The 26,277-nt window shown below is 55.3% G+C and carries 22 protein-coding genes; 9 read left to right on the forward strand and 13 right to left on the reverse strand.

Annotated elements, in window-relative coordinates:
- Nucleotides 1–777 precede the first annotated feature (777 nt).
- Together E1H13_RS22800 and E1H13_RS22805 are read left to right on the forward strand one after the other, a co-directional pair.
- Nucleotides 778–1,227, forward strand: coding sequence for a hypothetical protein (locus tag E1H13_RS22800; protein ID WP_169617031.1), 450 nt, complete (start codon nt 778–780; stop codon nt 1,225–1,227).
- Nucleotides 1,228–1,283: 56 nt separating this feature from the next.
- Nucleotides 1,284–2,162 (forward strand): hypothetical protein, encoded by an 879-nt coding sequence (locus E1H13_RS22805; RefSeq protein ID WP_169617032.1) that lies wholly within the window; start codon nt 1,284–1,286, stop codon nt 2,160–2,162.
- Between the two features lie 7 nt (nt 2,163–2,169).
- Here the strand turns inward: E1H13_RS22805 and E1H13_RS22810 are convergent, their stop codons facing one another.
- The 4 genes from E1H13_RS22810 to trpB form a co-directional block, all read right to left on the reverse strand.
- On the reverse strand, nt 2,170–2,328 hold the full coding sequence (locus E1H13_RS22810) for a hypothetical protein (RefSeq protein WP_169617029.1): 159 nt from the start codon (nt 2,326–2,328) through the stop codon (nt 2,170–2,172).
- A 110-nt stretch (nt 2,329–2,438) separates the two neighbouring features.
- On the reverse strand, nt 2,439–3,065 hold the full coding sequence (locus E1H13_RS22815) for a ribonuclease D (protein WP_169617034.1): 627 nt from the start codon (nt 3,063–3,065) through the stop codon (nt 2,439–2,441).
- 129 nt (nt 3,066–3,194) lie between these two features.
- On the reverse strand, nt 3,195–3,668 hold the full coding sequence (locus tag E1H13_RS22820) for a DUF29 domain-containing protein (protein ID WP_169617036.1): 474 nt from the start codon (nt 3,666–3,668) through the stop codon (nt 3,195–3,197).
- A 4-nt stretch (nt 3,669–3,672) separates the two neighbouring features.
- Complete coding sequence (gene trpB, locus E1H13_RS22825; RefSeq protein WP_169617038.1) at nt 3,673–4,914, reverse strand: tryptophan synthase subunit beta; 1,242 nt, start codon at nt 4,912–4,914, stop codon at nt 3,673–3,675.
- A 539-nt stretch (nt 4,915–5,453) separates the two neighbouring features.
- Between trpB and E1H13_RS22830 the strand changes: the two genes are divergently transcribed.
- From E1H13_RS22830 to E1H13_RS22860, 7 genes are all read left to right on the forward strand, one after another.
- Nucleotides 5,454–5,636: a DUF3285 domain-containing protein gene (locus tag E1H13_RS22830; protein ID WP_169617066.1), complete on the forward strand. Its 183-nt coding sequence runs from the start codon at nt 5,454–5,456 to the stop codon at nt 5,634–5,636.
- 7 nt (nt 5,637–5,643) lie between these two features.
- On the forward strand, nt 5,644–6,135 hold the full coding sequence (gene ybeY, locus E1H13_RS22835; RefSeq protein ID WP_169617040.1) for an rRNA maturation RNase YbeY: 492 nt from the start codon (nt 5,644–5,646) through the stop codon (nt 6,133–6,135).
- Nucleotides 6,136–6,269: 134 nt separating this feature from the next.
- Nucleotides 6,270–6,698 carry a diacylglycerol kinase family protein gene (locus E1H13_RS22840; protein WP_278002540.1) on the forward strand — a complete coding sequence of 143 codons (429 nt, stop codon included), beginning with the start codon at nt 6,270–6,272 and terminating at the stop codon, nt 6,696–6,698.
- A gap of 213 nt (nt 6,699–6,911) precedes the next feature.
- A complete protein-coding gene (locus E1H13_RS22845; RefSeq protein ID WP_169617044.1) occupies nt 6,912–7,517 on the forward strand; it encodes an aminodeoxychorismate/anthranilate synthase component II in 606 nt (201 codons plus the stop codon).
- 425 nt (nt 7,518–7,942) lie between these two features.
- Complete coding sequence (gene crtI / locus E1H13_RS22850) at nt 7,943–9,592, forward strand: phytoene desaturase family protein (protein WP_169617046.1); 1,650 nt, start codon at nt 7,943–7,945, stop codon at nt 9,590–9,592.
- Nucleotides 9,593–9,710: 118 nt separating this feature from the next.
- A complete protein-coding gene (locus tag E1H13_RS22855; RefSeq protein ID WP_169617047.1) occupies nt 9,711–10,484 on the forward strand; it encodes an MBL fold metallo-hydrolase in 774 nt (257 codons plus the stop codon).
- A gap of 188 nt (nt 10,485–10,672) precedes the next feature.
- On the forward strand, nt 10,673–11,983 hold the full coding sequence (locus E1H13_RS22860; RefSeq protein WP_169617049.1) for an aminopeptidase P N-terminal domain-containing protein: 1,311 nt from the start codon (nt 10,673–10,675) through the stop codon (nt 11,981–11,983).
- A 103-nt stretch (nt 11,984–12,086) separates the two neighbouring features.
- Here the strand turns inward: E1H13_RS22860 and E1H13_RS22865 are convergent, their stop codons facing one another.
- From E1H13_RS22865 to E1H13_RS22905, 9 genes are all read right to left on the reverse strand, one after another.
- Nucleotides 12,087–12,395 carry a hypothetical protein gene (locus E1H13_RS22865; protein ID WP_169617051.1) on the reverse strand — a complete coding sequence of 103 codons (309 nt, stop codon included), beginning with the start codon at nt 12,393–12,395 and terminating at the stop codon, nt 12,087–12,089.
- A 107-nt stretch (nt 12,396–12,502) separates the two neighbouring features.
- Nucleotides 12,503–14,575 (reverse strand): cation:proton antiporter, encoded by a 2,073-nt coding sequence (locus E1H13_RS22870; protein WP_169617053.1) that lies wholly within the window; start codon nt 14,573–14,575, stop codon nt 12,503–12,505.
- A gap of 641 nt (nt 14,576–15,216) precedes the next feature.
- The gene (locus tag E1H13_RS22875) at nt 15,217–16,005 is read right to left on the reverse strand and encodes an alpha/beta hydrolase (RefSeq protein ID WP_169617055.1); all 789 of its coding nucleotides are present in this window, start codon (nt 16,003–16,005) and stop codon (nt 15,217–15,219) included.
- 114 nt (nt 16,006–16,119) lie between these two features.
- Nucleotides 16,120–16,512: a DUF202 domain-containing protein gene (locus tag E1H13_RS22880; RefSeq protein WP_169617057.1), complete on the reverse strand. Its 393-nt coding sequence runs from the start codon at nt 16,510–16,512 to the stop codon at nt 16,120–16,122.
- A gap of 13 nt (nt 16,513–16,525) precedes the next feature.
- Nucleotides 16,526–16,939 (reverse strand): DUF202 domain-containing protein, encoded by a 414-nt coding sequence (locus E1H13_RS22885; protein ID WP_206070885.1) that lies wholly within the window; start codon nt 16,937–16,939, stop codon nt 16,526–16,528.
- Between the two features lie 31 nt (nt 16,940–16,970).
- Nucleotides 16,971–18,266, reverse strand: coding sequence for an adenylosuccinate lyase (purB, locus tag E1H13_RS22890; protein ID WP_169617059.1), 1,296 nt, complete (start codon nt 18,264–18,266; stop codon nt 16,971–16,973).
- 43 nt (nt 18,267–18,309) lie between these two features.
- Nucleotides 18,310–21,222, reverse strand: a complete 2,913-nt coding sequence (locus E1H13_RS22895; protein ID WP_169617060.1) for a hypothetical protein — start codon at nt 21,220–21,222, stop codon at nt 18,310–18,312.
- Nucleotides 21,223–21,347: 125 nt separating this feature from the next.
- Nucleotides 21,348–24,128, reverse strand: coding sequence for a UPF0182 family protein (locus tag E1H13_RS22900; protein ID WP_169617062.1), 2,781 nt, complete (start codon nt 24,126–24,128; stop codon nt 21,348–21,350).
- A gap of 105 nt (nt 24,129–24,233) precedes the next feature.
- Nucleotides 24,234–26,144: a lipase family protein gene (locus E1H13_RS22905; protein ID WP_169617064.1), complete on the reverse strand. Its 1,911-nt coding sequence runs from the start codon at nt 26,142–26,144 to the stop codon at nt 24,234–24,236.
- Between the last annotated feature and the right edge of the window lie 133 nt (nt 26,145–26,277).

The following is a 26,277-nucleotide window of genomic DNA, read 5'->3' on the forward strand; positions in this document are numbered from 1 at the left end:
CTGGAGGACGCTCCGTCTTAAAATCTTAGTCTCTCGGGCCTGTTGAGGACTCAGAACCCGTTGACCAAAGCCTTGAGCCATAACGTCTCTCCACACTGATGAGGGGAATGATGTCCTATGTAACCCCACTGCACGGCTCTTCTGCTGTCTCATGGACAACTAATATTCGCTCACCTACACTCTGGCATTTTGTCAAGTACAATTTATACCAAATTAGATGCGATTACCCTGTGGCCAAATGGCACTAAAAATAACCTGAAATTCACCTTTATAAATTAGAGTGGGCAGTGCCAGCCCTGTCAAGGTGGTCTGAAAAGAAGAAGAATTCCTCCATCGAACTCACCGAAAATTTGATTATGCGTAGGGTGTGTCCCGGCCTCAGTTCACCCCGCAAAGGGGCAAAATACTGTGCTCTGGCCGGAATGCACCGTTTGCGTCAAGCGAGAAGCCCCACACCGTGAGCGTATACGTTACGGCCTAATGTTAGAGCTTATGAGGCTTTGCGTGGGTTAGTGGTCCGATAACGCATCCTACGCCGGGCACAGATTCGAATTAAAAGACACCTTGACAAGGCTGGGTGGGCAGTGCTCACCTCCTTATTCAGTAGCAGTCCAGCAAGGCCTTATTCCCATAAAAATTGGGTGCCCAAAAACCATTCGTTTATTGAAAATTGCAGTTTTATTCTTCTCTTATCGGTTTCATATCTTCGGAAGCTAGATTGAGAGTATAAGCGTAGCCTTAGGTCTCGGGATTTATCGCTGTGACTAAATCTCCTCTATGGGCTTTGCCATGGTGAGTGCTGCCCCCCACAAATCCAGTTTGATGGAAACTAACTCCCTGCTTGTGATTGAACCAGACCCTCTTTTGCAAGAGTTATTTTATCTCTGCATTACAGAATTTATGGCTTGGGATGTGGTTACCACAGATTCAATTGCTGTAGGTCTTCGCTTTTGCCTCATTCACCCTTTCGATATCATCTTATTAGCCATTCCTGATAATGAAGCCGAGCAAAAGACTTGCTTCGATTTTCTCAAAACCCTTGACCAAAACTCAAGCACCGAATCCACCCCCCTGCTGCTACTGACGCAACAACCTGTATTTGCCCTGCCGGAACCTTTGAGTCGGCATAGAACCATTCATACCCTCAGCAAACCGTTTGATCCGCTGACGTTGCCGCAACAGCTACTGGCGCTGCTTCACTTAGATAGAAGTTTAAATTCTGCCTGATGAATATGACATTCAAAGCTCTAATTTCAATGCGCCATTGTGTGAGGTCATCTGTAATGCAAGTCAAAACTTCAATATCTCCCGTTCGTCTGACCGTCATCATCCTGGGCATGGCCCTGCCCCTGAGCCATACCATCCCCACTGCGGCCCAAACCACCGCTTCAGAAAACACCCTGGCTCTGTGCGAAACCCCCGATCAGACCATCCGCATCTATCGCACCAACGGGGAAACCCTGATGCGGGCCTACAATCGCCAGGACGGAATCCTATGGATGAATCGTACCCCCGTCAGTGCTGAAACCCTCCCTCAAGGAACCCGCTACACCAACCAGTTTGGCGAACAGACCGTCACCACATTCGTCAGTGCCAACGGCAGCGACTGCACCATCCAACTGGGCAACAATGCCCCCGAAGCTGGCACTCTATTGCAGAATGGCCCAGCTACCTCTGAGCAAATCCTGAACTCGGTACGCCAACTCTTTCCTGACCAGGTGGCCCAGCTAGAGGCTGAGTGCCCAACCCCGTCGACCCTTGATGCCACCGCTTTCCAGAACGAAGGGCAGCCGCCTCGGGCCAATTTCATCTGTTGGGGTGTCCCCGACAATACAGGTGCACGCAGTGGTCAGGGGTTGGGCAGCCTGCCCCTGACCACTGATGACCCCACTTTCATCCAATCCTTCACCTGCCCAACCGGAGACCAAACCTGTGAGTCCCAGTTGGAAGCTTTACAAAGCCAGTACCCCGAACAACTCGAAGCCGCCGAACTGGCCTGCTCTGTAAAACGAGGTACACTCTTCTTTTCCGCTGCCGGAGACCTCACCGATCTGCGCTGCGGCTTTCAGGCCAGTTCTCTTTGGGACCTCAACGGCGACGGCAGTGTTGACCAGGAAAGTTCCGCCAGTGTAGATGTGTCGGTAGGACAGGTCCCCCTGTAATATCTATTTACAGGGCTTTGATGTCGTCCTCGATCTCATTCAGGGGGCGCGGTGGCTGGTACACATAGACATGCCGATGTAGGGAGATCTCGTAGTCCACCTTGGTCTTGCTGTGGTCAATCCAAGCGTCGGAAACGTGGGGCAGTACCTCAGCTACCGATGGCATGCCCCTCGTTCCGGCGGTGGGGTCGTAGATGCTCTTGTAATAGATCCTTACCGTTGGCCCAACAGGCCGATTTGGCGTTCTTGGCAGGGATGTTTTTTAGTCGGAGTACCCTAATGCTCAAAAATACTGCCATATTGCAACAAGTCCAGGGCCACAAAGGTGGGTAAGCAGGTAAAGCAGTCCTGGGCCAGGTCCCAGCGGCCTTCCCGTTTCAGCATCGCTTCTAGGGTGGCGTGGATACTGTGCAAGTAGCGGACATCGTTGGCGGCATAGCGCAGCTGTTCGTCTGATAGGTGCATGGCGTTGCCCCAGTCAGAACTTTGGGCGGTTTTATCCAGTTCAATGCCTTCTAGCTCTTTCACCAGCTCTTTCAACCCGTGACGGGAGCTGTAGGTGCGGCTGAGCTTGCTAGCAATTTTGGTGCAAAAGACAGGGCCCACGTCGATGCCCAGGTAATGCTTGAGGGTGGCCAGGTCAAACCGGGCAAAGTGGAACAACTTTAAAACGTTAGTCGCCTCCAGGAGTTGCTTCAAGTTGGGGGCTGCGGTCTGACCCTGCTGAATGCGCACCACTGACACATACCCTTCGGGGTCAGATAGTTGCACCAGGCAGAGGCGATCGCGCAAGGGTTGCAGCCCCATGGTTTCGGTATCACAGGCGATAACGCTCGCCTGCTGATAACGGACTAGCAGGTCTGGGGTCAGGTCGCGATCGCAAATTTCAAAGCCGTCAGCCATAACACAATCCTTTGGGTGTCGAGTCCTATAACAAGTCCAGCTCGGGATCTGGAGTTTTCCCCCAGGCAGAACGCCAGGTCTGGACTTGGATCTGGTTTATTAAACCCCCTGCCGAGCCCTTAACGCTGGTTATTCAGGCTGCCACGGCAACCAATCTGGGTCGAGTGCCTGTTCCAGGGAAAAGACTGGAGTTTCAGAAATATGGGCAGAGTTGACCCCACTGGCTTTCAGAAATAAGGTTCTACCATTTTGGTACTGCTTTGGAAAACTGTCTTGCAAAAATCGTTTCAGGCTAGGGCTAACCTCCAGCCGATCTTGGATTTGCAACCGAAAATTAGTCACCTCAACGTTCCAGCCCCTGAAGCAGAGATGGCGCTCACTCTCCCAGTAGGCTAGCTTGAGCAGGTGCTCGCAGAGGCGCATTAGGTAACGACTAATGGCATGTTTATCGCTTCTACCCAAGCTTTCAATTTCCTCAATTAGGTTCTCTAGATCAAGGTGGTTAAAATCCTGGCGCCGCAACAGCGCCACAGTTTGATCCAGCCAAAGCTGATAATCTGCCTCATAAAGGGATTGCAGTGTTGACTGGAGGTCTGTAGTCATGGCATTACCCTAAATCGCCCAAGGCCTTGGCCACGGTGTTCACATCTTTATCGCCCCGCCCCGAGGAATTAATCACAATCCGGGGGGTGCCGCTGAGCTGGGGGCACAGGGTCTCTAGATAGGCAAAGGCGTGGGCCGTTTCCAGGGCCGGAATAATCCCTTCAAGGCGGGAAACCTGCTGAAAGGCATCCAGGGCATCCTGGTCGGTGACACTGTAGTACTCAGCCCGGCCCATATCCTTCAAGAAGCTATGCTCAGGACCAACACCGGGATAGTCTAGCCCGGCACTGATAGAGTGGGCTTCTACCACCTGCCCGTCGCTGTCTTGCAGCAGGTAGCTCATGGCCCCATGCAGTACGCCAACCCGGCCAGCGGTAAGGGTGGCGGCATGCTTGCCACTGGTGACCCCACTGCCAGCGGCCTCAATGCCAATCATCCGCACGTTGGGCTCATCCACAAACTCGTGGAACAGGCCCATAGCATTGGACCCCCCGCCGACGCAGGCCATGAGAATATCGGGCAAGCCCCCCCATTTCTCCTGGCACTGGGCTCGGGTTTCCTGGCCAATTACTGCATGGAAGTCGCGCACCATCATCGGGTAGGGGTGAGGTCCCGCTACGGAACCCAAGATGTAGTGGGTGGTTTCCACATTGGTGACCCAGTCCCGAATCGCTTCCGAGGTGGCGTCTTTGAGGGTGCCGGTACCCGCTGCCACCCCTCGCACCTCTGCCCCCATTAGCCGCATGCGAAACACGTTCAGGGATTGGCGCTCCATATCTTGAACGCCCATGTAAATCACACATTGCAGGCCAAACCGGGCACACACCGTAGCCGTGGCCACCCCGTGCTGCCCGGCCCCGGTTTCGGCGATGATCCGCTGCTTACCCATGCGCTTGGCCAACAAGACCTGACCCAGGGCATTGTTGATTTTATGAGCCCCAGTGTGGTTCAGGTCTTCCCGTTTCAGGTAAATCTCAGGACCGCTGCCATCCGGTCGGCGATAGTGGGCGGTGAGCCGCTCAGCGAAATACAAAGGCGTAGCCCGACCCACATAGTCTTTCAACAGGCCATTCAGTTCAGTCTGAAATTCAGCCTGATCGCGGTACTGGTAAAACGCCTGCTCCAGCTCACTCAGGGCAGGCATCAAGGTCTCGGGTACATACTTGCCACCAAATTGGCCAAAGCGGCCTAGGGCATCGGGACGGGTAGTCGTGGTCTGGCGGGGGGAAAGCGGCGTCTGAGTCACGATCAATGGGGATATCAACGGTAGTCATCATTATAGGGGAGTGGGGAGTGGGGAGGTGGGGAGGTGGGGAGGTGGGGAGGTGGGGATGTGGGGATGTGGGGGAGATTTTGGATTTTGGATTTTGGCATCCCCTCCTGGGAGGCCTGTGCTGAGCTTGTCGAAGTAGGCAGGGGTGGGTCTCGATTTTGGATTGAAATCGTAGGGTGCATTAGCGGTCGGAGTTTGGGTATTGGTGGTTAACCTGGGGCCGCAATGCACCGCTTTTTGTCAGGCAATGGATGATGCGGTGCCGTAGGGGCGGACCGATGTGTCCGCCCTGGCGGGGAGATGGGAAAGGTGGGGAGATTTTGGATTTTGTAGGGCCTTGCCCTTCCCAAGGAGCATTGAAACCGTAGCGTCCGCCCAACCCACGGACAGGGAACTGACCAATAGAGAAACTAGGGAAGGGACAAAGGTTTAAAGTAAATAAAGCAAACCCCAAGCTAGAAGAGCCTATGAGTCAACCTAATTCGGCAGCAGATCCCGTAATGCCACCTGTGATGCCAGAAACCCCCACAGCCCCATCAGATGCCGCCAATCCTTCTCCAGAAGCGCCCCCTAGCTTTGTCAAACTGGCGATGCGTAACATGGTGCGTAAGGGGGGCAAGTCGTTATTCCACTTTTCTCTGACCGTAACAGCACTCCTGAGTCTGCTGGTGGGGTTGGCCTATCTCACGCGCTAGGTTTGCCATGATTTCTCTGGATGTCGCCCTGGATTTCAGCCATCCCCAGGCGGAGATGATCGCTGAGACGGATTGGCAAGGCTGGTTTGGCCAGTGGGCGGAACAGATGGCTTTAACCGGGTCGCCCATTGATGCCTATGAGCTATCCCTGACGTTGACCACTGACAGCGCGATCGCAGCCCTGAACCACACCTTTCGCCAGCTTGACCAGCCCACCGATGTGCTGTCCTTCGCAGATCGGGATCTGGACTCTCCCCTGACCACCGAACTGCTGGCCACAGAGCCCCTGTATCTAGGAGACATTATTATTTCCCTGGATACGGCCCAGCGGCAGGCCGAGGGGGCCGGGCATTCGCTGCGACGGGAAACGGTGTGGCTGGCGGCCCATGGGTTTTTGCACCTGCTAGGCTGGGACCACCCTGACGACGAGACCTTGGCGACGATGCTGCACCAGCAAACAGCGCTTTTAGAAACCATTGGGCTAATCGGCGAAAATTAGGCTAAATTGACCTGAGAAACCATACCCTTTCCCTGGGGGTGGCCTGTGCTTCCCTAAAGACCACGTTATTTATGACTATCTATAGTGAAAATTCTGAGTCAGTAACCCAAATAACTGAAACGCCCCTGCCGCCGATGGCGCGATCGCTGTCTTGGCGGGTGGCCACTAACTTACTGGTTAGCTTTAAGTATGCCTGGCAAGGAATTGCCTACGCCTTTCGTACCCAGCGCAATTTTCGGATTCATGTGGGGGTGGGTAGTATTGCGGTCAGTTTAGCGATCGCCCTCAGTCTCACCCCAGTAGAAATTGCGGTGATTATTCTCACCTGTGGCGCCGTGCTGACTATGGAGTTGATCAATACCGCCCTAGAGTCAGTCGTAGACTTAACGGTGCAACAGACTTATCACGAACTGGCTAAAATTGCTAAAGATTGTGCTGCTGCTGCCGTGCTGATTTCGGCCCTGCTGTCCCTATCTGTGGCCGTCTGTCTGCTGCTGCCGCCCCTGTGGCAACTGGTGCAGGGGCAGTTAGGTCAAGTGCAAGGTTGGGACATGCTATCTTGACCGTCCGCCCATCGTAGAAAGTTATTTTGCTCTAATCAGCTTAACGACTTTTCGGCATACGCTCGGACAACCATTCCCGATACCTGGCACCTAGAACCTGAACCCCTTAGTCATGGTGGTTGCTTTGCCAGGCAGTACTCGGTCTACATTAGTCCCCACCAGGCCAAAACCGATTGTCTGCTTTACCCTTGTTTTTTCCCTTGGCCATTGCCCATGATTCTGGTTATTGATAATTACGACAGCTTTACTTACAACCTGGTGCAATACCTGGGAGAACTCGGTCACGAGTTACCCGTAGCAGCAGACCTCCAGGTGTTTCGCAACGACCAACTCACCATCGACCAGGTGGCAGCATTAGCCCCAGATGGCATTGTGATTTCCCCTGGCCCAGGTACCCCCAATGACGCTGGCATTTCCCTGGAGGTGATTCGCCAGTTGGGGCCAACCATGCCGATTTTAGGGGTGTGTTTGGGGCATCAGAGCATTGGTCAAGTGTTTGGTGGTCGGGTGGTCTCCGCCTCAGAACTGATGCATGGCAAAACCTCCCTGATTCATCACACCGGTCAGGGGGTATTTGCGGGGCTCGAGAACCCCTTTCAGGCCACCCGCTACCACAGTCTGGTGATTGACCGAGCTACCTGCCCTGCGATGTTAGAGATTACCGCCTGGGTGGAAGACGGCACGATCATGGGCGTGCAGCACCGCGATTACCCCCACTTGCAGGGGGTGCAGTTTCACCCTGAAAGCATTCTGACCAATGCCGGTATGCAGATCCTGCGGAACTTTTTAGTCACGCTACCTGCGCCCGTAGCGGCTTAGTCGTTGGCGGGTATGATGCGTTCAACCAACCCTGGCCCCTGATGGCCTGCGGTTCAAGGCAAGCCGTGGACCGTTAACCGCGACCCTGTTGACCCGTCACTTCTGGCTTGACAGACCACTAGGACTCTAGGGCGGAAATAAACCTACCACTGGTTCCTTTGGAAAGCCTTGATGGGCTTAGGGTTCCCTTTCTGCCTTCATCGTTCTGACTTCTGCCTTCCAGTACTAGGACTCTGAGGCATAAGTTGGCCCACCATTCCTGATACCTGACACCCTCAGAAACGGTAGACATATTTCTGCCAGGCAATACCAGAACCTGGCCCCCTCAGCAAAGGGAGACGCACTTCTACCTGGCAGAGGCCACCAGGGGTAGTAAGATATGAGTAGGATATTAACGTTTGTAACAGTTCTGTCAGGAGTCAGCCATGGGCCGGAAGCAGGCAATCGTGATTGGGGCAGGGGTTGGTGGGCTAGCCATGGGCATTCGCCTGCAAAGCCTGGGTTTTGATACCACCATCGTCGAAGCCCTGGATGCCCCTGGGGGGCGGGCCTATGTACGGCGGATGGATGGCTTTACCTTTGACATGGGGCCGACGGTAATTACGGTGCCCCACTTCATTGAAGAGTTGTTTTCCCTGGAGCGCGATCGCGCCGATCTGCTCTCCGACGACTTCCCCTCCACCATCGTCGATGAAAATAAGCGGATTAAGGAAGGCGTTTCCGGTGGCCCCAACACCAGCCGCTACGTGCAGATTGTCCCCATCCTGCCCTTCTACCGAATTTACTTTGACGACGGCACCTTCTTCGACTACGACGGCGACGAAACCCACACCCGCGAGCAAATTCTGGCCCTGGGGGAACCCGGCGATCTGGAAGGCTACGAACGCTTCCATGAACAGTCTCGGGCTATTTTTGAACGGGGCTTTTTAGAGCTGGGCTATACCCACTTCGGTAATGTGATGGACATGCTGAAGGTGGCTCCCGACCTGCTGCAGCTAGACGCGGTGCGCAACTTGTTTCGCTTCAGCAGTCGCTACTTCAAGAGCGATAAACTGCGCCAGGTCTTTACCTTTGAACCGCTGCTGGTGGGGGGCAACCCCCTCTCGGTGCCCGCCATCTACGCCATGATTCACTTCGTGGAAAAAACCTGGGGCATCCACTTCGCCATGGGCGGTACTGGGGCGCTGGTGCAAGGCTTTGTGCAAAAATTTGAGGATCTGGGGGGGCAAATCAAATACAACGCCCCCGTCAGCCAGATCAACGTTACCCGCCAGAACGGTAAGAAAGTGATCACGGGAGTCACCCTGGGAGATGGCTTTGTGGTGAATGCCGATGTAGTCGTCTCAAACGCCGACTGGTCCACCACCTACGGCAAGCTGATTGACCCCAAATATCGTTTTTGGAACAGCGACCTGCGGATTAAAGTTGCTCAGCAGTCGATGTCAGTGTTTGTGCTTTACTTTGGCTTTAAGGCAGATGGCAATGAAGACGAAAAGTTACGTCACCACACCATTATCCTCGGGCCTCGCTACGAAGAACTGCTGAAAGATATCTTTGGCCGCAAGATTTTCCCTCAAGATTTCTCTCAGTATCTACACCTGCCTACCCTGACTGACCCGTCCTTGGCTCCCCCAGGACATCACACGGCCTATACTCTGGTGCCTATGCCGAACAATAAGTCGGGTATTAACTGGTCAGAGGTGGGCGATCGCCTGGCCGATGCTGTCTTTACCTATTTAGAAGAGCGGGGCTTCTTGCCCAACCTGAGAGAGCGATTAGTCTGCAAAAGCTACATCACCCCCGACTATTTTGAGCAGCAGTTGGGGGCTCGTCTAGGCAACGCCTTTGGCCTGGAGCCGCTGCTGGTGCAATCGGCCTTTTTCCGGCCTCACAACCGCAGCGAAGACATCCAGGGGTTGTACCTGGTGGGCGCAGGTACCCAGCCAGGAGCCGGTACCCCCAGCGTGATGATGTCAGCTAAAATAACGGCTCGCCTGGTGGCGCAAGACTATGATGTCGATGCAGCGATCGTCGGTGGCCAGGCCAGTCCAGAGCTAAGTCCTCAGGTCGTATAAGGACGGTGTAGCCTTATCCAGTTCGATGGCTGGCCCAAATTAAGGGCAAAGGCGGACGGTTCAAGGTCTACACTAGGCTAGCAAAGGCTATACGTACCGTGTGGGAGTGAGAAGAAGCATGAAACGGCGAAAACTGTTGGGCTACGCAGGAGCGGGCTTAGGTGCCACCTTCGGCCTGGGGCTATTGGATAGTCAGCAGCGAGCCCAGGCCCAAGCCAACCAGGTGACAATTCGCAGTCTCGGCCACACGGCCTTTTTGTTTACTGGCGGCGGGCGACGGATCTTAGTGAATCCGTTTCGACCTGTGGGCTGTACCGCTGGTTTCCCCGATCCGGCGGTGCCTGCCGATATTGTCATGATCAGCAGTCGTCTGTTTGATGAAGGTTATCTGGGCAACATTCAGGGGGATCCCCGCGTGTTGACCGACCCTGGTACCTACGATTTTGAAAATCTGCGAATTCAAGGAATCTCAACCCCCCACGATCGCCAGGGGGGGCGACGGTTTGGCAACAACACCGTCTGGAAATGGAACCAGGGGGGGGTGACGATTGTGCACATGGGCGGGGCGGCAGCCCCGTTGCGGGTGGAAGAGCAGATCTTGCTCGGCCGTCCCGATATTATGCTGGTGCCCGTGGGCGGCGGCCCCAAAGCCTATACCGCCGAAGAAGCGGTCCAAGCAGTTCAGGTGCTGCGCCCCAAGATTGCCATCCCCACCCACTACCTGACCACCGTCGCCAGTGATAGCTGCGAGCTCGATCCGGTGGATGAGTTCCTGGCCCTAATGCCTGGGACGCCCGTGACTCGGGCCTCTGCGGGGTCTCTATCGGTGCGCTCCAGCGATCTGCCCAGTGAAGGGATGCGCATCCAGGTGTATCAATACCCCAGAGCTTAGACGATGGGTGGGTGTCACATTTAATGCGTCACCCTATCCTCAACCGCTTATCCCCTAGCCGTGAGTTACGACGGTGCCCTCAGCGCCCTGGCAATCCCCCTTATCCCCGACCACCTAACCCACGCTACGGCTTCACCATAAAGCTCAAAACTCAAAATCCCCCCATTCCCCCATCCTCTCATTTGCCTATGTTGCTTCCCTACGCCAATCGTCGTCAACGGGTCATGGACCTGATCGGTAGTGGCACTGCCATCTTTGCCAGTGCCCCCACGGCCGTGATGCACAATGACGTGGAGCATCTATTTCGCCAAGACAGCAACTTTTATTATCTGACTGGCTTTAACGAGCCCCAAGCGGTGGCGGTATTGGCCCCCCACCACGAGGAGCACCAGTTTGTGTTGTTTGTGCGGCCCAAAGATCAGGAAAAGGAAACCTGGTCGGGCTACCGGGTGGGTGTAGAACAGGCCAAGGAACAGTATGGGGCGGACGAGGTCTATCCGATCGCTGAATTGGACGAGCACCTACCCAAATATTTGGAAAAGGCTGACCGCCTGTATTACCACTTCGGCCATGACCAGGCCCTGAACAATAGGGTGCTGCGCCACTGGCAAACACTATTGGCCACTTACCACAAACGAGGTACTGGCCCGGTGGCGATTGAAGACGCTGGGCTGCTGATGCAGACCCTACGGCGGGTCAAGTCCCCAGAAGAGCTGGAACTACTGCGACGGGCGATCGCGATCGCCGCTAAGGCCCATAACCAGGCTCGGGCAATCGCGGCCCCCGGTCGCTATGAGTACGAAATCCAAGCGGAGATGGAGCACATCTTTCGCAAAGAAGGGGCGTTGGGACCAGCCTACCCCTCCATCGTCGCCTCGGGGGAGAATGCTTGCATCTTGCACTACGTGGAAAATAACCGGCAAATGCAGGCGGGCGATCTGCTGCTGATTGACGCTGGCTGTGCCTACGATTACTACAATGCTGACATTACCCGCACTTTTCCGGTGGGGGGTAAGTTCACAGCCGAGCAGCGAATCCTCTACGAGCTGGTGTTAGAGGCCCAACTGAAAGCGATCGAGGCGGTGCAGCCCGGTGCCCCGTTTAACCAGTTCCACGATGCCGCCACCCGCACCTTGACGGAAGGCATGGTTGACCTCGGGTTATTACAGGGGGATGTGGATACCCTGATCGAAGAGAAAAAGCACAAAGCCTTTTTCATGCACGGCACCGGTCACTTTTTAGGCCTGGATGTGCACGACGCCGGGGTGTTGCGCAACCCTGATAAAACCTGGCAACCCTTCGCCTTGGGCAATGTGGTGACGGTAGAGCCCGGCATTTACATCTCCCCCAGCTACGAACCGGAAGAGGGCCAACCCCAGATCGAAGACCGCTGGCGAGGTCTGGGCATTCGGATTGAAGATGATGTGCTGGTAACTGAAACCGGCCCTGAGGTGCTGACAGCCGCCGTACCCAAGACCGTGGCCGCGATGGAAGCCTAGACCCACAGCAGACCCACAGCCCGGCATTTGGCTACCTGACATATCAGTCCTCAATTTTACACTGCGAGTCCGAGCGGCGGTACGTCATTTTCACCTCAAGCCCTTAGTTCAAGGCATCATTGATATGCTTTACTGCCCCGTCAAAGGATTTGGCTAAATCGTCCCAGGCTGTTTCAAACCCTTGCTGCATTTCTTGCCAGGCTGACTCGCTAGCCTTTTGCAGATTTTCCAACTTTTGCTGTACGGCGTCCCGCTTTACGCTCAGCTCTTCTAACTGGTCGTAGTACTGCACCGTAGCTTCAGCTTGGGATTGCTTTACCTTGGCCTTGTACTCTTCAATCTGAGCGTTGAGTTTAGTGAGTTGTGCCTCTACCTTTTGTTGATAGGCTTGGCGATCCACTTGAGATTCCATAGATTTACTCCCTTATTTTACAGCTTAGTTTCTCATTTCCCTATCTCCCTGTCCTCTACAGAGGGGATGGTGTTTAGCTCAGCTATTCTCCACCCTTAGATAGAGGGTTAAGAATGGGGCTCTCCAAATAGCACCAAGGAACAGGTGGCTTCGTCAATCACTTTGTGGGTTACATCACTCACGGCTAAGCCCCCGGCTGTCCGTCGTCGCATAGATCGCAGCACCACCATGTCATGGGTCTGGGCCACATCTAGAATGACCTCAGCTGGGTTGTCGTGGCAGACGGTACGCAAATCCCAGGTGGTCTGAGGACCGTTGGCCATGACTTTAGCCAGGGCGGCTTCAAAGGCTTGAATTTGGTCAGATGGGGTGTGGCGATCGCTCACATGCAGCAGCGTAACGGATGCATTGTGGGTATCAGCAAAGATCTGGGCAAAGCGGGCGGTCCGCACGGCCTGGGGGCTGACATTTTTCATTGGCACCAAAATGCGGTGGATATCGATCGGTTCTGCCAGCAATCGGGCGACCGCTACTGGGCAGTGGCTCGACCAAAACACATCATCAATCAGGGTGCCAAACAGCTTGGCCCGAAACCCCTGGCGACTCCAGCCCATTAAAATCAGGCTGGCATTTTGCTCTCGGGCCGTGCGGGTAATGCCTTCTGAAACGTCATCATCCACCCGTAATACCGGGAATGCTGGGGCATTGAACTCCTGGCTTAGGGCTTCGGCCTTTTGTAAGAGCTTGCGACTCTGGGCCAGGGAAGTCACTAAGTTGGGGTCATCCATATGCACCTGGGCCCGGGTCACCGTAACTGGAATGATGTGTCCGTTTTCGTGATTAGCCAATAAGGCCGCCATTTCAATCAAATAGCGCTGGGTAATGGGGTTATAAATAGGCACCACTACCGTAAACGGGCCAGCGCTAGTCGTGTCGTCCGGGATCACGGCTGTCTCGCCATAGTCAAACCATAGGGAGGTTTGATCGGGCTTAGTGAACTTTGGCGTCACCAGGCGACCAGCAAACCGGGAAGTCAGTAGCGGCCCCAGCACTGAGGTGATCAACATCATCACGATTACGGCGTTAAATTCCAGGGGCGAAATAATCCCTTGCTGTAACCCTACCAAGGCTGCCGCTAAGGTCGCCGCCACCTGAGGCAACGACAGAGACCACATGGTTAGCGTTTGGTTCCAGCCGTAGCCAAAGAAAGGTTTAACAATTAGTGCCGCCAGAAACTTACTGGCAATTAAAACGGCTACTAACGCTACCGTAAAGGCCAAATTGGTGGTTAATGATTCCATAAAGATCTGCACATCGAGCAACAGCCCCATGCAGATAAAGAAGAAGGGAATGAATAGTACACCTCCTACAAATTCCACCTTTTCTTTAACCGGACCATTGCCGACCACATCGTTAACGGCTAAACCAGCCAAAAAGGCACCTACAATTTTGTCAACGTTGATTAGCTGAGAACCTACCGCCGCTAAAAACACCGCTGCCAGCACAAACAAAAACTGGTTGCCTTCCTTATCGCCGTTTTGGCGAAAGTATTGCTTACCCACCCAGTCTAGGCCTACGAGCACCGCCGTAGAAAACAGGGCCAGCATGAACAACTGGCTGACCACCATCTGGGTCGTAAATTCCCCCGCATCGGCAGCCACGCACATGGCCAGTACCAGCAACGCGCCAATGTCGGTAAATATGGTGGCTCCCACCGTAGCCGTAACCGACTCTTCCTTGGTTACCCCTAAGCGCATCACAATCGGATAGGCCAATAACGTGTGGGAGGCGAGCAACGACCCCACCAGCACCGCCGCCACCCAGTCAAAGCCAAAGGCTCGACTGAGTAACAGGCCTGTAGTCAGGGGGATGGCAAAAGTGCCCAGACCGTAGCCCAACGAGCGATTGCGGGTTTTCTTAAAGTCGCGCAGGTCAATTTCAAGGCCTGCCACAAACATCAGGTAAATTTTACCCACGTCGGACAGCAGGGTTTCCACATCCCCCGCCGGGTCTAGCAACCCAGTAACGCTGGGGCCTAAAATCACCCCGGCTGCCAGCAGGCCGACAAGTCCTGGCACTCGCAACCGTTCAAAAATAGGGGGTACAGTCAGCGTTACCAGCAGTAACACTGTGAACGCCATGATGGGGCTATCTGGCAAAAAGCTCAACAGTCCGTTCAAGGCAAGGTCTCCATAACAGCTGACATACCCATACTCCTAGCATGACAAAAAAGTGGGCGAGGCTAAGCTCACCCACAACATACAGGAGATTACGAGGAGATTACGACTACAGCCAAAAGCCTTCAGAATGACCAATCTCAAGCGGGAAGCCTCATCCTGACTAGGGAATAGCCCGGTATGTGCGCGGCCTAACATTGGGATTAGTCAATTCAAGGTGGGCTTTTGATACAGTCTTTTCTATGCCCTATTTCACCAGATCCTGGTTAGTTTGGCAACCCTTTTGTCCTAGAAAGGTGGAGTCGGCCAGGGCGATATTGGGGGCTAGGGGCAAATCATACCTGTGCTCAGCAACGACTTACTGCCTGGGCTATTGCTTTCAGATGTCCACGGCAAGGCACCGCCCATGGTACTGGCTGGCAGAAATATGACCACTTTTGCTGAGGGTGTCAGGTTTTAGGTGTCAGGTATCAGGAATGGTTGACCGACTTCTGCCGCAGAGTACTAGTAGTCTGTCAAGCCAGAAGTGACGGGTCAACCGGGTCTGCGGTTTATGGTCTACGGTTCAAGGTCTACGGCTCGCCTTAAACCGCATACCGTGAACCCTAAGTCACATCTCCCGTCATTATTTTTTTGACTGACCACTAGTCTTGATGGGTGTCTACCAGGGTCTGGAAATCTTCTAGGGCCTGTCGGTGGCGATCGCCGGCGACCCAGCCAAAGTCATTGTGCCCAGCCGCTTCTACCCAGAGATATAGCTTGGGGTCTGGGGCGGCTGCGTACAGAGCTTGCCCGTGGCGAAAGGGAATCACCCGATCGGCTTTGCCATGCATCACCAGTACTGGTACCTGGACCATTTGGAGATTCTCCAGGTTGGGAAACTTGTCGAAGGGCAGCAGCGGCAAGGGAAATACTACCCGAAACGCTGACGTGAAGGCACTTTCTAAAATCAGCCCGGCCACTGGCTGGCGCGCCGCTAGGTGCGTGGATGGCCCAGACCCGATAGAGCGACCGTAGGGGATGATTTGCTCGGCAGGGGTATCCAATTGTTGGATCAGATAGCGGTAGGCCGCCTTGATGTCTTCGTAGCTGTTGGCTTCGCTGGGCCGACCATCACTGGTGCCGTAGCCCCGATAGTCATAGGCAAACACGCTAAAGCCCCAGTCGTGCAGGCGATCGAGGGTCGGTCGAATATCGCCCAGATCCTCTGCATTGCCGTGGCTGTAGAGCAGGGTATAGGTGGCCTCGGGGTTGGGCAGATGCAGGGCCGAGATCTGCTCGGTGTCGGTGACATTAATTCTGAGCATGTCTTCGGTATTTTGGTAACTGGCTGGGCGGGGCAGAAAGATCATGCTGTCAGCCCGAAAGTAGACAAACAGAGCAAAGACAGCGTAACCCAGGAGCAGCGATCGCAGCAGCCGTTTCCAAACCATGGTTCAGGTAGTAACTTCCGTTGGGGTTCAACTTAAAACCAGTATGCCAAGCTCCCAGAGGTCTTGAGCCCATTGGCTACGCATTTCGGAGCATCCCCAGGCCAATTTTTAAAGTCAAGGGATAGCCAACAACACATCGATCATCGCCACCAGGCCAAACACAACCACGATCGCCACCACAACCAGCACATTCACCCGGGGGAGTGGCCGGGCCAAATAGTCCCCCCGTTCCAGGGCCTGCAGATAGACCCGATGTACGATCGCAATCGGAATCAGCAGGATAATCCCAAGGGCGATCGCCCCCAGGCTTACCCCCAGACGTCTCCCTAGCAGTCCCCCAGCCAAAATCGGTCCTCTTCCCGGCAGTTCTCCCACAGCCACCCCCAGGCCAATCAGCAGTAGGGCACTGTTGATCCAACTCAGCAGGGTCCGTTCAAACGCCTGGCGGCTGCGCTCTTTCGCCAGTTCCGTCACATCGTTAGTGGGGCGATTGGCAGGCTCAATCATCGGCGCGATCGCCCTAAACTACTGATTTAATCACGATGCCAATAAACGCGGCCGCCCCAATTCCAATCAACCCCCAGGCCACTGTTAGCCCCAGGGAACGACGGGGGCGATAGAGATAGCCCCCTGGCTGTTGGATGCGGCGGAGTTCCTGCTGATGTTCCAGGACCGCCCCCACCATGGCATAGGTGCCCAGGGCAATAAACGCCAACCCCAACAGTCGCGACAACCATATGGCGTCGATCGGGTCTTCCGGGTTGAACCCAGAGATCACCGTCACGATCCGATCGATGCCAAAGCCAAAGCCAATCAGCGACAGGCTGGTGCGAATCCAGGCCATGAGAGTGCGCTCAGCGGCGGCGCGGTTGCGCTCCCGAGCCAACTCGGCCTGGATGTTTGGGGGTGGCGGCATAGCATCGGGGCCAGTCATGGCGGCAAGCAGTTGACGGCGTTGACCCTACCTAGATTCCCAAGCGTTGATACACGTCGTCGAGGTGGCGTAGATGGCGAGCGGGGCTAAAGCAGGTGTCAATCTCCTCGGGTGACAGGTGGGCCGTTACTCGTTCGTCACGGGTAATTAGTCCCTTGAAGTCGCCGTCGTCAGTGTTCCAGGCGGTGTGGGCGCAGGACTGGACAATGGCGTAGGCCTCTTCCCGGGAGAGGCCCTTGTCCACCAGGGCGAGCAGCACTCCCTGGCTAAACACCACCCCACCGTAAACATTCATGTTGCGGGCCATGTTGTCGGGGTAGACCAGCAGATTTTTGATTAGCCCGGTGGTTTCCACCAGCATGAAGTGGGTGAGAATGCAGCTGTCGGGAAAAGCTACCCGTTCCACGGAACTGTGGGAAATGTCTCGTTCATGCCACAGGGCCACATTTTCTAGGGCGGCCATGGCGTTGCCCCGCAGCAGTCGAGCCATCCCGGTCAATCGTTCAGAGCGAATCGGGTTGCGCTTGTGGGGCATGGCGGAGGAGCCTTTCTGCTTTTTAGAGAAAAATTCTTCCACTTCCAGCACGTCGGTGCGCTGGAGGTTGCGAATCTCTACGGCAAATCGCTCGATGGAGGCCCCCAATAGGGCCAGGGCATTCATAAATTCGGCATGGATGTCCCGAGAAATCACCTGGGTGGAGGCGGTGTCGGGGCGCAGGCCTAGCTTTTGGCAGGCCAGGGCCTCGATTTTGGGGTCAATGTTGGCGTAGGTGCCCACGGCCCCAGAAATTTTCCCCACGGCGATCGCATCTTGCAAATGGGTGAGGCGTTCTCGGTGGCGCAGCATTTCTGCCAGCCAACCAGCCAGCTTAAAGCCAAAGGTAATCGGCTCAGCGTGGATGCCGTGGGAGCGACCGATCATTACTGTGTCGCGGTGCTCTTGGGCCTTGTAGCGGATCGCCTGAATCAGGTTTTCCACATGGATCAAAATCACCTGCAGGCTATCCACCAACTGTAGGGATAGGGCCGTATCCAGCATGTCAGAGCTGGTCATACCGAGGTGAATGTAGCGCCCGGCATCCCCCACGTACTCGTTGACGTTGGTCAGAAAGGCGATCACATCGTGGCGCACCTCGGCTTCAATTGCCAGGACCCGCTTGGGGTCGAAATCAGCCTTAGCCTTAATCTCGTCTACCGCATCCTGGGGAATGTAGCCCAACTCGGCTTGGGCTTCGCAGACCGCAATTTCGACCCGCAGCCAGGTCTTGAATTTGTAGTCGTCGGTCCAGAGGTCGCCCATTTCGGGCAGGGTGTAGCGTTCAATCAAGGCTTTGGGCTGAATACAACCGTCCTATTTTAATGCCCTGGGGTCACTGTTGGGCATTCTGCTGGGCATAGGCCAGGTTAGGTTGGTAGGCCACAGCCCGGTCTTGGGCCACCTCGTAGTTAGGGTCGGTTTCGGGCACCTGCTCCATCAGCTCAATGGCTCGGGCCCAAGAATCGGCCACCGCCTGCCAATCAGCCGGGGTAGTGGCGTCTTGGGCCAAATTAGAGGCATTTTGGGCCGCATTCACCGCTTCCCTAAAGGCATCAGCGTCATCTACCACTGGCTCGGGCTCCGGCTCTGGTTCTGGCTCGGGCTCTGGAGCGGGGGCGGGGTCAGCCTCGGCCTCCGGTTCAGTGTCAGCCTCAGGATCGGTGGCTACCGGTAGTTCCAGGTCAGGATCGGCAACAGGGTCTGGCTCACCCATGCGACCTAGGAAGTTGTTGACTAGAAACCCGAGCAGAGCCAGGATAAGCACCCCGAGGCCAATGCCTATCAGCAGTTTGAACCCGCTACCACCGCCCTTAGCCGGGGCACCCGGGTCTTGGTCGGGGGGTAGCGATACATGGGTGGTGGGATCTGGTCCGAATTCATCCAGAAAGGCATCGGTCGCATCGGGTTCTGTGCCGACCTTATCTAGTTCATCGTCTTGCATAAAGCCATTGGTTTCTTGAGAGTCCATGATGCCCACACTATCTAACGTACTGTCTTCAAACCCGCTATCAACAAAGTTATCAGCGGTCAAGCTATCCTCTATCGGCGGGTCAAACCCATGATCGTCAAAGCTGCCCTCGGCAAAGCTACCGGCGTTTAGATCACCACCGTCAAAGGCCATTGAGTCAAAGGCTACCGAATCGAAAGCCTCTGGGTCAAACTGGCCGACAGTGGCATCATCATCAAGGGCGTCATTAAAGGCTGGGGGTAGGGGCTCAGAGTCTACAGCTTGATCAGAAAAATCTTCGGTGTCATCCAAGTCTGGGGACTCCAGGGGGTCCGATGCGATCGCCCCTGGACTGCCAGCCCCCATAGCCCCCCAAGTCGCCATTGATTCCCCTTCTAGCTCTAGGGTGTCAATGCCTTCAAAGGAGGCAGAGTCAACCTCGTCCTGGTACTCTGAGGCCGCTTCAAAAATATTGGAGCCACCGGAATCGCTGGGGGGTTCGCTATCGATCACCAGATTAGGGTCAAAGTCCATGGTTGACTCATCTGGGACTGACTCATCTGGAACTGGACTGTCAGCCTGGGCATTGAACACTAAGTCTGGGGCAAAGCTGGCGTCGTCTGGGCCTAGGGACTCCTCTACGTAAAAATCCTGATCAGCTGCCGCGATCGCCTCAGCCGCTTCAGACCCCTCCGAAAAATCTGAGCTGTCTGCCTCTAGATCTACCGCCCAGGGTTCAGCGATCGCCTCTGGGGAATCATCACTAACGCTATCACCTGCGATAGTCTCCCCTGGGGCATCGAGGGGTTCAAAGCCAACGTCATTCAGACCAGAACCCCCGGCGATCGCCGCTTCTAGATCAATTTCAGCGGTATCCGCTTCCTCACTCTCGATCGTCTCGGACCAGAGTTCTTCCGGACTTTCGAGGTCGTTATCGGCAAATGCACTCAAATCAATATCGAGATCATCGGGGGTTGCCGTTTCTAGCTCAGTTCCCATATTAAAGTCCAGATTATCCCCAGCGGTGGAAGCTTCATCCGAGACTAGGGAATCTGTGGCCGCCCCTAGGTCATCATCCAGGTTGTCTGTGAGGTCTGGTGAGGGGGCGTCTGACGAGGGGGCATCTGGTGAAGCACTGTCATTTAGATCCAGGTCCAGATCAAACTCACCGCCATCGGTCGTGGCCTGATCACCGAAATCGAGATCTAGCTCGTTAGGGGTGTCTGCCGAAACCCCAGTGTCCAGGTCGAAAGTAGAGTCCTCCACATCAGGGGCGACATTGTCCTCTAGGTCCAGATCAAACTGGCTGATATCAGTGGCGCCACTGTCCCCTAAATCCAGGGTAAAGTCCTCCGCATCCGCTGACGCACTGTCCCCTAAATTCAGGTCAAACCCACCGGCCGCCGTTGTCGGGGCGTCTCCCAGGTCCAGGTCAAAGCTGGTGGAATTCGTGGTGGCCTCGAGGTCAAAGTCCAAATCCCCCATGTCAGCGGTAGAATCTAGGGCCAAGTCAAAGCCATCATCAGGGGGGCTCCCCCCTAGGTCGACGCCGTCATCGCTGTCAAAATCTAGGTCTAGCCCAGTGGTGGCAGCCTCTGTCTCCAGTGCCCCCAAATTCAGATCCGTATCCAGATCTAAATCATTTAGGTCAAAGTCCAGATCATTGGCGTTGGCCTCTAGGTCAAAGTCTAGGGTGTTAGTCGTGTCAGTCTCCCCACCGGCTAAGTCAAAGCTGAGGGGATCGGGACGGCTAGCCTCTGACCAATCCAGCGCCAGATCCTGGGCGGCTTCGCCTAGGTCGAGATCGAAATCAAGATCGCCGCTATCATCTAGACCCGGATCGGCGACATCGCTCAGGTTTAGGTCAAAGTCATCCCCCCCATCGATGTCCAAGCTGAGGTCATCGGTGGCGGCGGTCCCTAAATCAAGGTCATCTAAGCCGTCTATTTCCAGGTCAACCTTGTCTGGGGTCGGGGTTGAATCAGCCGCTGGCATGGCGTCATTCAAAACCACTTCTTCGGTCCAGGCCCAACCGCCACGATCTGACTGCTTGCCATGAATGCTCAGTAAATGGATCTTGGACAACTCTAAGCCAGTGATGCCTTTGCGGACATAGGCCACTAAGTCAGCTTGACTGGGTACCTGGGCAGATTCCAGGACCACCTGAAGGGCACTCCCCTGCTGGGTGACTTGGGCAGAAATGCCTTTGGGTTCAAGGTGACGGTTGATCAGCGCGGCGATCGCGCTGGGGTCACCCTGGCGGGCCAGTTGAAGAACATCGGGGGGTGTAGTAGCCATGATGGTCTCTAGAATTCAGTGAATTCAGGCATGGGCCTAAGAATTCTCTATAGTATGCCCGTGGTTGCCGATATTGACACAATCAACTGTAAGCTGCACCCAGACGCAAAGGAACTACATATCTCCTAGGGTAGCTGATCCAGCTGTTGCAGCAGGCTCCCTAACTGGCGCTGGGCCTCACCATAGCGCTGCCAATCCCCCTGTTGTAGAGCTTGCTGGCCCTCTTGGTAGGCCCCCAGGGCGGCCTGCACCAGCTCAGAGATAGTCTCTGGGATTAGAGTGACTGGTTCGTCCGTTGGCTCGGTGGGGCTAGGGGCTGCTGCTCCACCAAAAATAGCCTCTAGGGATTCGTCTAGGGTGTTGCGCATGACGATGCGATCGCTGTAAGCCACCACTACCCGCCGCAACTCGGGGAGGGCACTTTGTTCGGCCCGCAGATAGATGGGCTGCACATACAGCAGCGACTGCTCAATGGGAACCACCAGCAAAGTGCCCCGAATCACCCGTGACCCCTGTTGACTCCAGAGGGTAAGTTGTTCCGAGATTTCTGGGGTTTGATTGATCCGGGCTTCAATTTGGGTGGGGCCAAACACCAGCTCTTGCTTGGGAAATTCATACAGCAACAGTCGACCATAGTTGTCCCCATCAGAGCCGCCCGCCAACCAGGAAATCATGTTGTCGCGATTGGCCGGGGTAAACGGCAGAATTTGCAGAAACTCCTCTTGTTCAAGCCTGGGCAACTTCATGATGATGTAGTACGGCTCCATGGCGGTGGTGCTCTCCCCTTCGGTGCGCTTTGGAAACCGCCATAGATCTTCCCGGTTATAGAACACCTCTGGGTTCTGCATATGGTAAGTGCGATACATCTGGGCTTGTAGGGTAAAGAAGTCTTGGGGGTAGCGCATATGCACCCGATAGCTATCGGGCATATCACCGATGGGCTTAAACAAGGTGGGAAAAATTTGCTGGTAGGTGGCGAGTATTGGGTCCTCTGTGTCCCGGGCGTAGAGTTCTAAGGTGCCGTCATAGGCGTCGATAAACACTTTGACGGCATCGCGCACATAGTTGGTGCGATCGCGCATCAGGGGGCTAGTGCTATCCACCAAGGTGATTAAATCGCTGCGGCGGGTCAGGGGCTCAGAGTAGGGATAGCGGTTGCTGTGGGTATAGCCATCCATAATCCACTTTAAGCGCCCATCAATGACGGCCATGTAGGGATCGCGATCGAACACCAGAAAAGGGGCTACCTGGCGGGCTCGGTCGGTAATCAGCCGGTGATAGTGCACCCGCGCTTCAGGGTTATTAAAGTAGTTGGAAATCAGCAGTCGCAGGTTGCCAAAGTCATAGGCATAGGCCAGCCGCCGCCCTAAGGAGTTGATTGGCACCCCGCCCAGGCCGGTATAGCGATAGGCGGCGTTCGTGTCCCCCAGGGGGTAGTCAAACTCGTCGGTATTAGCGCCGGTAAATACATACTGGCTCGTGTCTTCGCCGTAATAAATGCGCAGTTGGTCTAGGTCTAAATCGACATCGGAGGTGGGGGGCACATTGCGCACAAAAAACTCGGGCAGACCGTCAGATGTGACCCGATTTACCGGACTCATGACGATGCCGAATCCGTGGGTGAACTTCAGCTGGCGATTAATCCAGTTTTGGGCTTCCGGAGGCAGTTGGTCCACCAGCAGTTCCCGGGCAGAGAGGGTGACCTGACGATACTCGCCGTTGAGGGTGTAACGATCGATGTCGACGTCTTCAAAGTTGTAATACAGTCGAATTTCTTGCAGCTGTTTGTAGGTGCTGAGCAGAGGCGCATAGTCCCACAGCCGGATGTTGCGCACCGTGGGCTGGTTAGCGTCCAGCAGCTGCCGGTCCAAATGGTTTTCTGCCGGGAACGGTTCTGAGGCTACATCGGTCAGGTTATAGGCCTGGCGGGTAAAGGCAATGTTGTGCTCGATGTAGGGGCGCTCTATGGTTAGTTCATTGGGTTCAACAATAAAGTTTTGCTGAAACCAGGGGTACAGCCCGCTCACTAATACCAGCACCCCCAGATACAGCCCAATCCCAAAGATGGGGAGGGAGAAACCACTGCGCCACAGGGCAATGACAAACAATACGGCCACCGCTAGGGTGACAAAGGCCATCAGCCAGTAGGCTTGCAATCGGGCATGGACATCGGTATAGCCAGCCCCAAACACCACCCCACTGTCGGAATACAGCAGGGAAAAGCGGCCTAGCCAAAACCCCAGGGCCATAACCACCGCGATCGCCGCTAGCAGCAGACACAGGTGGGTTTTGGCTTCTCCGGTTAAAAAATACTTCCAGCCCCGTTCGGGCCGGATTTCCCCTTTCAGGCCATAGACAGCGGCAGCCAGAATTAAGGCCCACGCCAGCAGCCCCAGCAGGTTGGCCTGTAGCCCTTGCCACAGGGGTAGCCGAAAAACATAAAAGCCAATGTCGCGCTGAAAAATCGGCTCCAGGGTGTCAAAGGCGTTGGGGTTGAGAAACTTCAGAACCGTTTCCCAAGCGGCTGCCCCCCGTAAACCGGCCCCCAGGGCTAGCACGGCTATCACCCCCAGCCCGGCCCAATCAAGCAGGCGGGCCATCTGCTGCCGCTGTACTGGACTGCTATACCGACTGAGAAAACGGTAACTGCGATCGCGGGTAATGTGTCGGGCTAATCGATAGTTGGCCCACAGCCACAGGGCCGCCAGGACGAAGCTGCCCAGCCCCAGGCCTAACTGCCAGCGCACCCGTAGCCAAAACACCGGCCCGTAGTTGATCGACTCATACCACCAGGATTCGGTCAACAGATGGACTAGGCTGCCGGAAAACACAAAAATGACAACGATCCCTAGCAGCCAGGGCAGCAGCGATCGACCTTTGGAGGATTTCGATGGGGTATAGGTCACAGAAGTGGCTAAAAGACTTGACTTTCCTAGCCTTGATCCTAGCGCAATGGCTCTGGAGGCAAGGCTGTCAGTGAAGTTTCTTGACGCGAATTCCCGATTAATCTGTCATGCACGCCGACGGCGTCGGCGTTCTCGCATCTCTTCCATAAAGTCACCGCCGCTGATCAGTTGTTTCTCGCGTTCCAGCCTGGCTAACTCCTCCTCTCGGTCTAGGGCTTTTTGCAGATTGGCCACGTAAAATTCCATCTTGTGGTCGTCGATGGCATCGGGGCTGCCGGTGGTAATCATGGCTCGCATCAGGCCCCACAGCCGATCGGGCCAGCGCTGGCCCCAGACTGACTGGCGGCGTAGCCTTCCAGACTCGTTAAAGTAGCGAAACTGCCCCATGTGGCCATATACCCGAGTGGGTACCCAGGGAATAATTTGCGGCGGAATCAAGGGCACAATGTCGTTGTTATTGACGTAGCGGAACAGGCGATCGCCCAGGCAACGGTTCATGGCATTGACCATGCGCCAGTCAGCCACCCGGGGTTGGCCAAAGGTATATAGCCCACTCACCTGAAATCCCTGGGTCTCTAAGGAAATTGTGGCGATCGCCGCCAGGGCACCGCCCAAACTGTGCCCGGTCACCCACAGCTTCGTTTCGGGGGTCCACCAACGCCGTAGATAGTACACCACTTGCTTTTCCACACTCTGCCAGCCATCCAAGAATCCCCGATGAACTCGCCCCCGGGGTGGCATCACCGTTTGGTCAGCCAACAGAGTAAATTGCCGCAGTCGAATTTTAATATTCGTCTTCCAGTCAGCCAGTTGTTGGGTCCCTTTAAACACCAGAATCAAATTATCCCCTTTGCGAAATAGAAAGGCCTGGGTGTTGGTAATCATCATGTCCAGGTAAATGAAATTGTGCCGAATGGTGCGCTCAATATCCTGGGCCTGAATCACCTCGTGTTCTTGCAACCAAGCTTTAATCACCTCCACCACATACTGCCGGTTGGATAGACGCTGCCAGCGATCGTCAATGTCATCGCTGAGCCAACTGCGGGCAATATCGGCCACATATTCTCGGTCTTCGTAGACCAGGTAAGCGGCCTTAGCGAGACACAGGGCATGCTGGGTGTCATAAGAACTGTCTACGGTGTGATCGCTAAAGTCGTGGGTGGAATAGGGAGGCGGCAAAAGCTTAAAGCCATAGCGCTCAAACAGCGACTGCACCCGCCCGTAGCCGCTCCAGTGAATGTAGTGAAACAGTTTGTCGTAAAAGCCAGATCCCCCCTTGCGACGATAGCGGCGATCGCCGATTAACCGAACCCAGTAGATGATAAAGGGTTTGATTTCGTCGGGTCTGACCAGTCCCGACTCGATGAGCGTTTCAAAGTACTCCAGCCCTCCCAAAAATGAGTCAAACCAGTCCCGCAGGGTAATTTCAATCCAAAATTCGTCCTGGTCGTACTGCTCCACCAAGGCCAGAGTTTTTGCTGGAACGGCCGTGGCGTCGGTGGCCAACCGCTTAATCTCATCCAAACCATTGCGCATCTTCACCATCTGGTCGTGGGAGCGGAGGGCTCGCCGCAGCCGGGCATCATTGGCCTCAAAGCTAATCAGCCGCCCATCCTCAGGATGGGTGAGATAGAAGGTGCGATATTCCTCGTAGTCCAAAATATCTAGCACCTTTTTCACCGCTGGCCGCTGCCGAAAGGCTTTCACTTCTTGCCGGGCTAACTGAACCCGCTGCCAATGGCGCTGCTGTTGGTAGAGATGCAGCCAAAACAACGCAATCAACGCCCCCGCAGCCACACTTAAACTGGCCAACCACAACCCTGGTGACACCCCCATGCCTCGGCTGAGGCGATTGACGACCCGACGGGGCATCCCCTGGGCAATGGCCCCTGCTGAAGGCAGAGATAGCAGTGCTTGCGATCCAGTATCTGCCGCAGCAATGGTTGGCTGATCAGCAACACCGGATGTCAAACATAGGGATGCGGCAAAAATAAGCAGAAATCGACGCATAACCATAGCTGGAGGGCCTAGGGGAACATATTGCCCTGATGCTATCGGAAAAGTTGGTGGAGGGAGTGGGGAGGTGGGGAGTTGGGGAGGTGGGGAGATGGGGAGATGGGGAGGTGGGGAGGTGGGGAGATGGGGAGAT

It is taken from the genome of Nodosilinea sp. P-1105, assembly GCF_012911975.1.
Lineage (GTDB): Bacteria > Cyanobacteriota > Cyanobacteriia > Phormidesmidales > Phormidesmidaceae > Nodosilinea.